The following is a 14,356-nucleotide window of genomic DNA, read 5'->3' as shown; positions in this document are numbered from 1 at the left end:
GCCGGACAACGATCCGGATAGATAAACAGGTTCGCGAGCGATTATTCACATACGAAAATCGCCGTTATGAGGAAAGAAAGATGGGGCAATTATTCACACTGGCACCGGTGCCCACCGGTATGCGCTGCACATGCAGCGATTATGGCGCAACAGGTATGGCACATACCCGTTTCACCGCTCTCGTTTCCCCACTTACGTATCCCAGGCAGATACGAAGTTTCCCCGTCACCTTTGACCTGCGAGCTAGACTTGCAAATTGGGTTAAAGGTATGGGGAGGCTGAATCATGACGCATAATGCAACTGTTGCAGTCGGCACCAATCAAACTGGCACCAATAACCGTGTTCAACTTAGAAAAACACTGACGTTGGTACAAGTTGTGATGATGGGGTTGGCTTATTTACAGCCAATGACCATTTTCGATACTTTTGGCATCGTTTCCGGCCTGACCGATGGTCACGTCGCGACTTCTTACGCCATTGCGTTGATAGCGGTGCTATTCACTGCCATCAGCTATGGCAAATTGGTTAAACGCTTCCCGTCTGCGGGTTCGGCCTATACCTATGCCCAGAAATCCATTAGCCCCAATGTTGGCTTTATGGTGGGTTGGTCATCATTGCTGGACTATCTGTTCATGCCGATGATTAACATTCTGTTGGCGAAAATTTATCTCGAAGCGATTTTCCCTGGTGTGCCATCGTGGATTTTTGTTGGCGCGCTGGTCAGCCTAATGACGCTGTTCAACCTGCGTGGCATCAATGTGGTCGCCAACTTGAACTCGGTTATTGTTGTGGTTCAGGTGGCTATCATGGTGGTCTTCATGGGGTTGCTGATTCACGGTGTTTATCAGGGGGAAGGTGCGGGTACATTGGTTAGCCCACGTCCGTTCTATTCTGAAAATGCCCATTTGGTGCCGATGATAACCGGGGCCACGATACTGTGCTTCTCATTCCTGGGTTTCGATGGCATCAGTTCGCTGTCTGAAGAAACCCCGAATGCCGGTAAAGTGATCCCGAAAGCGATTTTCTTGACGGCATTGATTGGCGGCGTGATCTTTATTGTGGTGTCTTATTTCCTGCAACTCTATTTCCCGGACATTTCACGCTTCACAGATCCTGATGCGTCGCAGCCGGAAATCATGTTGTTTGTTGCGGGTAAATTCTTCCAGTCAGTTATTCTGTGCTTCTCCTGTGTCACCGTATTGGCATCAGGTATGGCCGCACACGCCGGTGTTTCGCGTCTACTGTATGTGATGGGGCGCGACGGCGTATTCCCGGAGAAAGTGTTTGGTTACGTGCATCCGAAATGGCGTACCCCGGCAATCAACGTACTGCTGGTGGGCGGCGTCGCATTGTCTGCTATTTCGTTTGACTTGGTGACGGCAACGGCATTGATTAACTTCGGCGCGCTGGTGGCCTTTACTTTCGTTAACCTGTCGGTGATTTCACAGTTCTATATCCGTGAACGCCGTAACAAGTCGTTCAAGGATCATTTCAGCTACCTGATTCTGCCTATGATTGGTGCAGGAACGGTTGGTGTGCTGTGGATGAACCTGGAAAGTAGCTCAATGACGCTGGGCTTGGTGTGGGGTGCAATTGGCTTGCTTTATATGGTCTGGAAAACCCGTGCATTCCGTCAGGCACTGCCACAGTTTAATGGCGAACTGGCACAGTAACTGTGTTGCTATTAAGTGATAGTTGACTAGAACGGAGCCTGAAAATAGCTCCGTTCAGACTGCTGACAAACCCTGAGGACTCGATCTTGCAAGGTGAAGGTAGGTAGAATAGTAAAGCGTCCGCGCCAGGGAAGGCGCGGGTCTAGCCCCCACGGAAGGGTTTACGGCGACTTTACGATCTGCCTGTTTTCACCACTACAGGCACTTTGTCATTAACCTCAAACGGAGCCTGAAAATGGCTCCGTTTTTTATTGAGGCATCATCATGATGAGGTTAGCTCACCAGATCTCTGGCATAGTCAAACAGGGCTTTCAGCAGTGCCAGCTTCTCTTTATCATCCTCATACTGGTTATAAAACTGTTCCAGTTGCAGCATATAGGCTTGCACTTTTTCTGCATTAAGCGCTTCGCGACGATGCTCTAACCAGCGCTGTTGTTCACTGTCAGTCAACGTATTTGGATAATTACGTGCGCGGAAGCGGAATAACAATGCTTCCAACCGTGGGTCTTGGAAGGTCAGATCAAGTGCTGGCAGATTTTTTGGCTCAGTTTGTAAAATGATTTTCATGGTGGCGCGGTCTGCATCACTGAAAAAACCGTTATACAACTGGGCGTCCACATCATCAGAAACGGCAAAAGGCTCGGCCTCTGCAAATAGGGCGACCACTTTTTCACGCACTTGTGGATTTTGCCGTAATAATTGCAAATTTTGCAGGCAACGTTGGCGATCAATGCCCAAACGCTCGGCATTTTCCGGTAACAGGGTTTTCGCAGGCGCTAGCACCGGGCATTTATTGATATGCACCAGTTTCAGGGGCACGGCGGCATCTTGGGCTCCGAGTTTATCGCGGCGAGTATAGAGCCGCTCACGCAGTGTATTGCTATCCAACTCTAGCAGGGGTGACATATCACCCGCCAGATCGCACATTATCACCGCATTTTTATTCTCAGGATGCCATGCCAACGGCGCAACCCAACTGGTGTTACCCCGAGCTGCACCAAACATGCCAGATACATGAACCAGCGGTGTCATATCTGCAATATCAATCAATGCGTTTATTTTGTGTTTACTGCGGTGCTGATAGAGATAATCAAACAGCCGCGGTTGTGCCTGTTTTACCCGCTTTGCCATAGCGATAGTGGCATACACATCAGACATCGCATCATGGGCATGCAAGTGTTCAACGCCATTGGCTTTGGTCAAATGCTCCAATTTGAAACTGGGTAAACCCTCTTCGTTTTCCGGCCAGACAATACCCTCGGGGCGCAGGGCGTAACAGGCGCGCATCACATCGAGTAAGTCCCAGCGAGAATTCCCCCCTTGCCAGCTGTAGGCATAAGGGTCATAAAAATTGCGGTAGAAAATATTGCGACTAACTTCATCATCAAAACGAATATTGTTGTAACCAAGAATACAGGTACCGGGCACATTGAAAGCTTGATGGATTTGACGGGCAAACTCGGCTTCATTCACCCCATTGGCTAAGGCATGTTGCGGGGTGATGCCGGTTATCATCACGGCTTCTGGCTGCGGTAGGTAGTCATCTGCGGGGGCGCAGTAAACCACCAGCGGTTCTTCGATGATATTGAAATCCAAATCGGTACGTACCCCGGCAAACTGTGCCGGGCGGTCTAATGCAGGGCGCTGACCGAAGGTTTCATAATCGTGAATATAGAATGTTGGTGATTTATTTTTATCTGACATTATGCGGTTTAACCCTTAATTCTTATGGCCATTCTTTATAATGGGCCGCTGTTTGCGGTAAGTCGCAGTAACCCATGACATTAGCGCTAGAATATCATTTCAGGCGGGTTGGTGCGTCAGGATTTATTTTGAAATAATTATATTTTAGTCTAAATGTGCCGATCTAACTCATATTTACCTGCCGTTTACTTAGCTATTCATATAATCCGCCTACTGAATATAATAAGTAGGACTCATAGTGAAAACACTTCTGTTAACCGGCGCAACCGGCTTTCTGGGCGGAGCTGTGCTCGAAAAACTATTATTGGAAAACTCAGATTTTAATTATTTATTATTGGTTAGAGCCAATACACCGGAACAGGGATTAGCGCGTATACGCGAGAATATGGTGAAGTTTTATCTTCCTAATGGGTGGCTGAATAAAATTGATGTTAGTCATATTTTATTAGGAGATTTAGCTGAACCGAACAGTTTTATTAATGATTCGCGCATTGATGGGGTGACGCATGTTATTAATTGTGCTGCTATCGCGTCATTTGGTAATAACCCGCTAATCTGGAAAGTGAATGTTGATGGCACATTAGCCTTTGGCAAAAGAATGTCGCAGGTTGCCGGTTTACAACGATTCATCCATGTGGGAACGGCTATGTCTTGTACACCCGATGCCGATACTGTGGTGAGCGAGCAGGTATTATCCGCAGAGGATGACGCGCATTTGGTGGAATATACTAAATCTAAATCAGCCATTGAGCGCTTATTGGCGGAAGAATGCCCTGGGTTACCTTTGGTATTTGCCCGGCCATCAATTGTAGTCGGACATACCCGGCTGGGCTGCCAGCCATCCAGCAGCATCTTTTGGGTATTTCGCATGGCATTAATACTGCGCAAGTTCATGTGCTCGCTGGATGACTATATCGATGTTATTCCAGTCGATTATTGCGCAGATGCTTTAGTGTGTATTTTACTGCATCCAAACTTACCCGATAATATCTATCATATTTCTGCCGGCGAGAAGAACAGTGTTAGTTTTGCCCAGATTGATCAGGCGATGTCAACCGCTGCCCGGCAAAAGCCTGTGGGAGCTGATTATCGTCAGGTGGAGTATGGTGTTTTGGTGCAAATGCGTAATCAACTGGAAGGGATTTTCGGCCCCTGTAATGAGCGTTTAATGCTAAAAGCCATGCGCTTATATGGTGCATTTGCCATGCTGAACGTGCGGTTCAGTAATGAACGTTTACTCAGCTTGGGAATGTCGCCGTCGCCACGGTTCACCGATTATATTGCTTGTTGTGTCGAGTCCAGCGTTGGCGTGTCTATTGTGCAACAGATGGCAGTTGACTTTAAATAAGCGTATTTCCCGGCTGGCAATACCTGACCGGGAATACTTATTCCCCCCATTTATTCCTGCTACTTTTGGTAACGGTTAATCCAATGCCAGCGCGTAATAACTCAGCTAGACTTAGGTTTTGGTATTTTATTGAGAGTAGGTATGTGTGCGCCTGAATAAAAAAATATCGCCATTGGATAACCTAATCTACACCCATTACCGCATTACGCACGCTTTACGTATTACGTTGGCGTTTATCTTAACGTTCCTGATTATTCGCCGTGCCGGAAGGTACCTGGCCGTTGATCACATTAGCGGTGGTGATGGGGCCGATATCCTATTGGGGCAATGTGCTGACCCGAGCGATGCAGCGTATTGGCGGGACTGTTTTTGGTGCGATATCCGGTTTGATTGCTCTGTATCTGGAGTCTTATTCCTTAACACTTATGCTGGCCTGGTGTGGGGTTGTGATGCTCCTGTGCGGCTACCTGACGTTGGGCAAACGCCCCTACATGGCTTTGCTCATCGGCATCACTCTGGCGGTAGTGTGTGGGTCAGCGCCAGGCGATATGACCACCGCCCTGTGGCGCAGCGGTGATGTTATTTTTGGTTCATTATTGGCATTGGTCTTTACCAGTGTCTATCCACAACGCGCTTTCACCCATTGGCGTATGCAGATGAGTGATAATCTGCGGGCCATCAGCCAAATCTATGCGGCTTATTTATCGCCCAATGTTATCGAGCGCCCACGGTTAGAGCTTAAATTAAAAGCTGCACTCAGTCAGTCGGTTAAAATGCGTACTTTTATTGCGCCTGCCAGTAAAGAATCTCATATTAATAAAGACGTTTTTGAGGCAATTCAGACACTGAACCGCAACCTGATTTGCACGCTAGAATTGTTGGTGGATGCTTATTGGTCGTCGCGGGAAAGCCATTTTATTATGCTCAATGCCAAAGGCTTGCGCAGTACTCAGTTGATGACAATCCGCACTTTGAATACATTAAGTGACAGCCTGCGCGATGGATCTCCTGCCCGTGAGCGGGAGGTGGCCGGTGAGCTGAATGAAATCTCTACTGAGTTGAAATCATTGATGTTGGCCGTGACACAAGAGCAGCAGATAGAAACGCCGATTTATGGCTATGTTTGGCTGAGTATGGAGTTAACCAAACAGCTTGAGGAATTGGATGATCTGATTAATATGACCTTAAGCAGGTAATCAGTCGGGTCTTAAGGCGGATGAAATTTCTGTCTGGCGGGTAAAGCAGGTAAGATAACGCAATGAATCTTGTCATCAGGTGCGGCAAAGCGGTATGGTGCAGGTAGCCTGGTCACCAGCAATTGAATTTGTGTAAAACTTAAGTGAAGGTGTGAAAATGGATAATGCAAGTAAGCCAACTTTCCAGGACGTTTTGGAGTTTGTGCGTATGTTCCGTCGCAAAAACAAGTTGCAGCGCGAAATCGTTGATAACGAAAAGAAAATTCGTGATAACCAAAAACGCGTTCTGTTGCTTGATAACCTGAATGAATACATCAAACCAGGCATGAGCATCGAAGAGGTTCAGGCCATTATCGCTAATATGCGTGGTGACTATGAAGATCGTGTCGATGATTACATCATCAAAAACGCTGATCTGTCTAAAGAACGCCGTGAATTGTCGAAAAAACTGAAAGCGATGGGCGAAGTTAAGTAACTTTAGCGCAACGTGAAATAGCTTATTTTACCGCTATTAATAGAAAGGCTGGCATGAATCGCCAGCCTTTTCTTTTGGCTAAATTGTGTTTAGTTTGACGGTTTATTTTGCCGTAAGAAACGAAACGCTGGGATCTTCGCACCGTTGACAAAGATAAATGCCAACAGTAATGAACCCCACAGAGCCATGGTGATATAACTGCTCACACCCATGATATTCAGCCCGCTCTCCAGCATCTGTAGCAGGAACAGCGCTAACACAATGCCGACAATCTTACCAAACCCGCCATCAGGATTAACCCCGCCTAACACCGTCGCCAGGATAGTGATAAGTAACAGTGATTCGCCATAGGAGGCTTTGGCCGAGTTTAGCTTGGACATCATCAATAAGGCCGCAACGGCGCACAGTAATGATGAGATCACGTACACCCAAATCAATGTACGGCGAGTATTAATTCCGGAGAAGAAAGTGGCTTTCTCATTGGAACCGGACAGGTATATCTGGCGGCCAAGCGGGGTCTTGGCCAAAATAAGCCAAATAACCAACGCCACCGCAGCAAACAGATAAAGTGGTACCGGAACCCCGAGAAAATAGCTGCGATCCAACGCCAGCACATAATTAGGGAATTAGAAATTGCCGAGCCTTTGGAGATAAGCACATTCACGCCTTTGAGCAAGGTCATGATGCCCAGTGTCGCCAAAATTGGGGAGACACGCACCACCGAGATAAGCACCCCATTGATAAGCCCCACCACCAAAGCGACCGCAGCTCCTGCCAGCAACATCAATACCATTGAGCTGAATGTCGGCTCCAGATGGGTACACATCCAGGCCATTACCAGTGCACTGGCATTCGCAGTAGCAATAATCGACAGGTTGATACCGCCGGTCAGCATGGTAATCGCCATCGCCAGTGTTAATACTCCGGCGACCGGGATTTGTGAAGCGATAGATTGAAAGTTAGCCGTCGACCAGAACACGTAAGGAATAAACAGGCTAAACCCGATAGAAACCAGCACCAGTAAGGCCAGTAACCAGCGCTCGGTATGATCACGTTGAGTAGTTTTCGACATGGTTATATCCCTACCTTATGACGTTGGCCCCAGGCGGTCACACTGATACTGATGACAATCACCAGACCGATAACCACGGTATGCCAGTACGACGAAATACCCAGTAAATTCAAACCATTTTGCAATATTGCCAGCAAAATCACCCCCAGCAGAGTGCCGGTTAAGGTGCCGCGCCCGCCAACAATACTGGTGCCACCCAGCACCACGGCGGCCAGCACGGTGAGTTCATAACCGAGCAATGAGTCGGGCGCTACCGTCAAGACGGTATAGGACTGCACTACACCGGCAATGCCGGATAAAAAGCCCATATAGCCATAAACAAACAGTTGCAGTTTGAGGATACTGAATCCCATGCGGGAGGCTGCTTCCTGATTACCGCCCAATGCATAAATTTGCCGGCCAATACTGGTGCGTGTCATCAGCAGAGCCGTGACAATAATAGTCGCCAGCAATGTCAAGATGGGCAATGAAAGGCCATAGTCATAGCCATCGGCGGCGGTGAAGGAGAACAGCATTGGCCCATGTTCGAACCATTCCGGATAGGTATATAGCCAGACACCACGACTGAGATACAGCAGCAATCCGTAGAATATATTCAGCGTGGAAATGGTGATAATGATAGACGGCACGCGCAGGCGATTAACTAACAGCGCATTAATTAACCCCAATAATAAGCCGATACCACCGGCTAGTGCGAAAGCCACCGGGAAGTTGCCACCAAACTTCACAATTAATGTCACCATGACATATTGCGAGATAATGGTCATCGCCGGGAATGAAATATCAATACCGCCAGAAATCAATACGATAAATAAGCCACAGGCCAAGATGGTCAACATGGCATAGTTATTTATCAAGTCATAAATATTGGCGAGCGTCAGAAAATCTGGACTGGTGAAAGCAAGATAAGTCGAAATAATCAATATGGTGAAAGCCAACATCACTTCATGGCGTTTCAGATGTTCTTTATTAAATAGACCTGTTTTACCAACATCAGGTTTATTAAGTGCATGGGGATTAGCCATTTACTACCTCCGCAATGGCTGCTTCGCTGCTGTTACCTGGCAAGAACTCCTGCACCAGCCGGCCAGACCGCATCACTAAAATACGGTGGCTATTAAAGTAGGCTTCATCAATCTCATCACAAACCATTAACACCGCAATTCCCCGTGCTGCCAGTGCATTGATAATATTATAAATACCGGCTTTATTGGCGATATCTACCCCAACGGTTGGTGAGTCGAGAATCAATATTTGTGGGTCAGTTGCCAGCCATTTGGCAATGGCAATACGCTGCGCATTACCGCCAGATAAGGTATTGACCGGCAACTCGCTATCACCAATTTTGATAGATAGGTGCTTAACCATGTCTTCGACCAATGTATCGACTCGCTCGGTACGCATCAGGTGGAAAGTGTTTTTAAGCCGGTGTAAAACGGTGGCGCTGATATTGTCGCGAATTGATTGTTCCATGATCAGTCCGGTACTCATGCGATCTTCTGAGACATAACCGACGCCTGCGGCAATAGCATCGCGGTTACTGGTAAAATACATCGGCTTATCATTGATACGAATGGTGCCTGACTCTGGTGCAGTTAAACCAAATAGACTGAGGCACAATTCTGTGCGGCCAGAACCCAATAAGCCGACCAGTGAGACAATTTCACCGGGATGCAATGTTAGTGAAATATCGTGATATTCATTGCCACGGGAAAGCTCTTCCACTGCCAGCACTGGCGCAAGCGAAGCGCTATAGGGTGGCAGCACCTGAAAATCAAACTTCATACCGGTCATTAGCCAGGCCAGCCGTGCATTATCAACTTCAGCGGCAGGGTAGGTTCCGACCCAGTTACCATCTTTGAGCACGGTAATACGGTCTGAAATTTCCAGCACTTCGCTCAACCGGTGGCTGACAAATACCACGCAGATATTGCGTGATTTCAGTTCATGCACCACCCGCAGCAGGCCGTTAACCTCTTGCCGGGTCAGAGATGCGGTCGGTTCATCCATCACAATTAGCCGGGCATCCTGCGCCAGCGCACGGCAGATGGCGACTAACTGTTTCTGGGCAATGGGGAGGTCTTCAACCAATTCATCCAGATTAAGATGGGCATCAATGCTCTTGATGACACGCTCGGCGGTTTCCCGCATCTGACGTTTGTTCACCCACAGATGATGGTGATAATGGTTCATGGCGATATTCTCAGCCACGGTCAAGTTGGGGAATAATGATAAATCTTGATAAATCACCTGAATCCCCAGCCGGACAGATTCAATGGGAGTCAGGGTTGAATAGGTTTTGCCATCAATAGTCATCGTGGCGTCGGTATCGGGTTGATAAACACCGGAGATAATCTTGATCAGTGTGGATTTGCCGCAACCGTTTTGCCCTGCAAGGCAATGTACCTCACCGGGTAACAGGGTCATAGCCACCTTATCCAGCGCTTTGACGCCATAAAAGGTTTTACTGATATTTTCCAGGGTAATAAATGGCTGCATAGCTCCCCTTATACCCTTCGCCCTTGAAGTTGCAGGGGGTGTTAGCTACGCTCACTCACCCGAATCACTTACCTGAGTAAGCTCATCGGGCTTCGTTTGCTTGCTGCCTACCTGCAACTCCAATGACTTTGGGTATATCTTAATAATTACCTATTCACATTCTTTGATATTGTGGCGTTAACGCTTATCAGGTGTAAATCAATACAGCGAATCCACGTTATCTTTGGTAACTCGCAACACATTGTGGAACTGAATCAGGTGTTTAGCTTGATCAACTTCCGCTTTACCTACTCCTGGGATCTCCATGCCTGTTTCGATTTTCTCACCTTTCAGCACTTTATCAGCTACCGCTGTCATGGCATAACCAGCAGAACCTGGGTCATAAGTCACGCCCATGGCGATATCGCCACTTTTAACCAGCGATGCAGCCTGAGATGGGATCATCATGCCGAACACATGGACGTTGTTTTTCGCCCGTTTCTCTTTCACGGCACGGCCTGCACCAATCGGGCCTTGTGAACCGAAAGCCACAATACCTTTCAAATCACTGTGCGCTTTCATCAAATCCAGTGTGGTACGGCGTGAGTCATCAATGTTCTCAGCAACCGGCATACGGCTGGTCACTTCAAACATTTCCGGGTAATGCTCTTTCTGGTATTTAACAAACAAATCGGCCCACAGGTTATGTTGTGGTACGGTCAGGCTACCCACATAAATCACATAGCCGCCTTTGCCGCCCATAGCTTTTGCCATTTCTTCCACGTTATCGGCAGCGAATTTGGCGTTATCGATGATTTCGATATCCCAATTAGCGCTAGGCTGCCCCGGAGATTCATTGGTTAGAATCACGATGCCAGCATCGCGCGCTTTCTTGAATACCGGTTCCAGCACATCGGCATCGTTTGGCACGATACTGATGGCACTGACTTTCTTGGCGATTAAATCTTCAATAATTTTAACTTGTTGTGGGGCGTCAGTGCTGGATGGGCCGACTTGGTAGGCTTTGATCCCAAGATCTTTACCGGCGCGTTCCACCCCTTCGCCCATGCGGTTGAACCAAGGCATTCCAGCGATTTTCGAAATATTGACGACTTCGACTTCTTGCGCCAAAGCACTGCCTGAGCACACCATCATGCTAAACAGACTGGCCGCCAATAACGTTTTTACACTCAGTTTTTTCATCTCAAGCTCCCGGAGTTAATGTAGGTTGAGGCTATCGTAGTTAGGTGTTGGCGTAATATTCTGTATATACCCGTCGCCCTTCAAGATGCAGGGGTGTTGGCTGCCCTAACTCACCCCAGTTACTTAGTTATCTAAGCTCCTGGGGATTTGCGCGGTTGCCGCCTACCTGCATCTCGAAGTAACTTGGCTATGACTTAAGTTTTATTTATGTTTTTAAAAAAATGAAGATTTATCAGGAAGCAAATTTTACATCTGCACTACATTTCCTGTAGGTGGACTCTACTGCCCCAGTAGCTATTTTCCCCATATCTGTAAATGCTATTTACATGGATAAAATAGCTGCTTTCCCTGTTTGTGACTGGCGTCATGATTCTGAGGGGGAGAACAAAGAGAGTTGCATAAAAATGGTAGGCGGAAGGGTAATAACAATGCTTTTTACATGGACACTCTGGTTTGATGAGTTTTCATCTGGCGTGAGTTTATGGTATTCCCCGCCAGTGAACTCTTTTCTCAATTCACAATAGAAAAAATACAAGTGTTATCGAGGCTACCATCGGGATTAATTCTGTCACAGCAAAGCTGCGCTTCAAGCTGAAAGCCACAGCGTATAGCGACATTTCTGCTTTTTGAATGACTACCAGACATCCTGATTTCCAGACGTTTAGCGTGCAATGTTGTGAATGCGAAGGTTTTCAATTGATTGACAGCCTCAGTGGCAAAACCTTTGCCTATTGACGCTGAAGCCAGCCAATAACCAATCTCATAAAAAGGAATTGTGGTGTTGCGGATAAAAAGCCCCGCACAACCAACAAGTGAATCAGTGTGAGTATCGATAATTAAAAAGCGGTATTCCTCTTTATCATTTACATAATTATCAATGGCTTCTTGCATATTGCTATAAACTATTTCCCGGGAAGTTTCATCCAGTGCCCAGGGTAAATATCGGAAATGGTTTTTATCACAGGTCGTTAGGGCCAGGTAAAGTTCATCCACCCGCGCCAGTGTAGGGGGAATTAAATGGACAAAAGGGGAATGACTGAGTTCACATGGGGAATAGGTCAGGTTCAAAATAACAATACTCCTGTAGATATAAGAGTTTGGATTTTTTTTCAATAGCGAGACATTTCCACATTTTAGGTAACGCACGAGCAGAAAACAATAAAATCACCCAGAGAAAAACCATAACCATAAGGTAGCAGACTTTAACTAGCGCACCCCGCCGGGCACCATCGTTAATAAGTGTTGGTTCGGGTAGTTTTGCGTGATATTGCGCTGTTGTAATTGCCAATAAAGCTGTTCCACATCATGGCGTTGACGGTCTAATAATAACCCCACCACACTGCCGCTGTGGGCCACATTCAGTCCATATAAATCTAGCTCTTCGACTAATTCCAGCAGAGCGCAGAAATCGGGTTTAACCAGTAGGTGCTGGCTGGCCTGTGCGCTAAGTGTGGTGGACTGGCCTAGCAGGGCGCAATCATGGCGCTCAGCGGCCTGCGTAAACAGTTGCCATGCTTGTTCTAACGATGGGGCGCTTGCCAGTAGGGCTGTTTGGCGATGTCGACGATGATAATCCTCGGTGTTGAGGCATTGTGGGCTTTCCAGCAGCAGAATATCCACGCTGGGTTGCCAATCATAAGAAATCTGTGTGGCGGCGGTTTGATGATCAAACAGGGTCAGCCGTTGAAACAAGGTGCTGTCAGTGGGTTCAAGGCTAACACACAAGGCAGCCAGTGCAGCTTCATCCAGTGTTTCCCCCAAGTGACGTGCGGTTGCCAGAGCAGTGGCGGCAATATCTGCGGTGCTGCTGGCTAACCCTTTTGCCACCGGAATGGTGGAATCAAAATTGATATGCAGGCCACGGGCCATCTCTGCTGGTTGGTCAAAATAAGCCAATACTGCCTTCAGCATTTGGCGCATCCGTGGCCGTTCGTGGCTGCCCGGCACACCGTCGGTCACTGATACCGTGCTAAACCAGTTTATCGGGCAAGAAATGAGCTTCTCCCCACCCAGTATCCAGCCCTGAATCAACTCACCACAGGAGGCGGGGCAGCGGGCCTCAGCCATGGCTAAAAACCTGTTGTAACGCGGTGACCAGTCGTTGATTGTCCGTTGCACTTTTGATGGCCACACGATAGTGGTCGCGGGTCAGTCCGGGGTAATTGGCGCAATGGCGAATCAGAATATGGTGCTGTAATAATGCCGGTTGTAGCGCTATTTCCGGCCTTAAACAGCGCAGGAAAAGATAGTTGGCGCAACCTTGCCACACCTGTAATGCGGGAATGGCGCATAATTGCTGATATAGCCAGCGCTGCTGCTGTGCCAACCATTCATGAGTGGCTTGAATATAAGGCTGGTCATCGAGAATAATCTCACCTGCCAATGCGGCGAAGGCATTGATGGTCCAGGGTTCGCGCTGCTGTTTCATTTGCTGGATGCCCGCCAGATTGCCACTGAGCAAGTATCCCAACCGCAACCCTGGAATCGCGAAAAATTTGGTCAGTGAACGCAATACATAAAGGTGCGGGAAATCCGCCAATTGCGGGATAAGCCCCGGCGCATCCGGCAGAAAATCAATGAAGGCTTCATCAACAATTAATGCAATTTGGTATTGGTGGCAGCAGCGTACAATAGCTTGCAGCAGGTTAGTATCTGGCATTAATCCGGTCGGGTTATTGGGGGTTGCCAGAAACAGGCAGTCAGGGCGCTGCTGTTCTAATACCGTCAGCAGCCGATCATCGGGCTGATAGCCATCAGCGTCACTCATCTGATAATCATCAATCTGGCAACCGACCCGTTGCAGGGCGCGACGGTATTCAGCAAAACCCGGTGTCAGCAGCAGGGCAGTGCGAGGTTGCAGATAATGCACTACGGCATAAATGAGTTCGGTTGCACCATTGCCTGCCATGATATTTTCCGGCAAACAATGGTGAGCGTGGGCCAGTGCACTGTGCAGTTGGCGATACTCAACATCAGGGTAGTGTTCCGCGCGTGCTAACTGTTCAACAATGGCGGTTTTTAGCGAGTCTGGCATTCCCAACGGATTAATATTGGCACTGAAATCAATAATGTTCTCGGCGTTTGTCCCGATTTTCAGTGCCATTTCCAGCACATTCCCGCCATGTTCGCTCATTGCTGCGTTATTCCCCTATTTAGGATATGTGTTCAGAATACCATACCCTTCGCCCTTGATGCTGTAGGGTTGT

General features: G+C 47.9%; 10 protein-coding genes and 2 pseudogenes. 4 read left to right on the top strand and 8 right to left on the bottom strand.

The features are described 5' to 3' along the window. Window positions 1-285: 285 nt before the first annotated feature. Window positions 286-1,674, top strand: coding sequence for an APC family permease (locus YALDO0001_RS01610; protein WP_004699383.1), 1,389 nt, complete (start codon window positions 286-288; stop codon window positions 1,672-1,674). A 273-nt stretch (window positions 1,675-1,947) separates the two neighbouring features. Here YALDO0001_RS01610 and sbcB read toward each other — a convergent pair whose 3' ends face one another. Continuing rightward, window positions 1,948-3,378, bottom strand: coding sequence for an exodeoxyribonuclease I (gene sbcB / locus YALDO0001_RS01605; protein ID WP_004699382.1), 1,431 nt, complete (start codon window positions 3,376-3,378; stop codon window positions 1,948-1,950). 238 nt (window positions 3,379-3,616) lie between these two features. Here sbcB and YALDO0001_RS01600 point away from each other — a divergent pair, with 238 nt between their 5' ends. The 3 genes and pseudogenes from YALDO0001_RS01600 to tmaR all read left to right on the top strand — a co-directional run bounded on the left by YALDO0001_RS01600 (window position 3,617) and on the right by tmaR (window position 6,397). Further along, window positions 3,617-4,726, top strand: coding sequence for an SDR family oxidoreductase (locus tag YALDO0001_RS01600; protein ID WP_004699381.1), 1,110 nt, complete (start codon window positions 3,617-3,619; stop codon window positions 4,724-4,726). A gap of 145 nt (window positions 4,727-4,871) precedes the next feature. After that, window positions 4,872-5,922: pseudogene (locus YALDO0001_RS01595) on the top strand (FUSC family protein). A 157-nt stretch (window positions 5,923-6,079) separates the two neighbouring features. Next, on the top strand, window positions 6,080-6,397 hold the full coding sequence (gene tmaR / locus YALDO0001_RS01590) for a PTS system regulator TmaR (protein WP_042548368.1): 318 nt from the start codon (window positions 6,080-6,082) through the stop codon (window positions 6,395-6,397). Between the two features lie 89 nt (window positions 6,398-6,486). Here the strand turns inward: tmaR and YALDO0001_RS01585 are convergent. The 7 genes and pseudogenes from YALDO0001_RS01585 to cobD all read right to left on the bottom strand — a co-directional run bounded on the left by YALDO0001_RS01585 (window position 6,487) and on the right by cobD (window position 14,283). Continuing rightward, window positions 6,487-7,469 (bottom strand): annotated as a pseudogene (locus tag YALDO0001_RS01585) (ABC transporter permease). A gap of 2 nt (window positions 7,470-7,471) precedes the next feature. After that, entirely contained in the window at window positions 7,472-8,410 is a 939-nt protein-coding gene (locus YALDO0001_RS01580; RefSeq protein WP_026018016.1) for an ABC transporter permease, read from the bottom strand. Between the two features lie 76 nt (window positions 8,411-8,486). Further along, the gene (locus YALDO0001_RS01575) at window positions 8,487-9,968 is read right to left on the bottom strand and encodes a sugar ABC transporter ATP-binding protein (RefSeq protein WP_004699375.1); all 1,482 of its coding nucleotides are present in this window, start codon (window positions 9,966-9,968) and stop codon (window positions 8,487-8,489) included. Window positions 9,969-10,166: 198 nt separating this feature from the next. Continuing rightward, window positions 10,167-11,102 (bottom strand): autoinducer 2 ABC transporter substrate-binding protein, encoded by a 936-nt coding sequence (locus tag YALDO0001_RS01570; RefSeq protein WP_231585774.1) that lies wholly within the window; start codon window positions 11,100-11,102, stop codon window positions 10,167-10,169. 558 nt (window positions 11,103-11,660) lie between these two features. Then, window positions 11,661-12,218: a GNAT family N-acetyltransferase gene (locus tag YALDO0001_RS01565; RefSeq protein ID WP_042839250.1), complete on the bottom strand. Its 558-nt coding sequence runs from the start codon at window positions 12,216-12,218 to the stop codon at window positions 11,661-11,663. 138 nt (window positions 12,219-12,356) lie between these two features. Next, on the bottom strand, window positions 12,357-13,217 hold the full coding sequence (locus YALDO0001_RS01560) for a GHMP family kinase ATP-binding protein (RefSeq protein WP_042839249.1): 861 nt from the start codon (window positions 13,215-13,217) through the stop codon (window positions 12,357-12,359). Next, the gene (gene cobD, locus YALDO0001_RS01555; RefSeq protein ID WP_004699371.1) at window positions 13,210-14,283 is read right to left on the bottom strand and encodes a threonine-phosphate decarboxylase CobD; all 1,074 of its coding nucleotides are present in this window, start codon (window positions 14,281-14,283) and stop codon (window positions 13,210-13,212) included. Before cobD ends, YALDO0001_RS01560 begins: the two co-directional genes overlap by 8 nt. Window positions 14,284-14,356: the final 73 nt, after the last annotated feature.

Origin of the sequence: Yersinia aldovae ATCC 35236, assembly GCF_000173735.1 — a bacterium.
Taxonomy (GTDB): Bacteria; Pseudomonadota; Gammaproteobacteria; order Enterobacterales; family Enterobacteriaceae; genus Yersinia; species Yersinia aldovae.
This window is presented reverse-complemented; position numbering and strand designations above follow the sequence as displayed.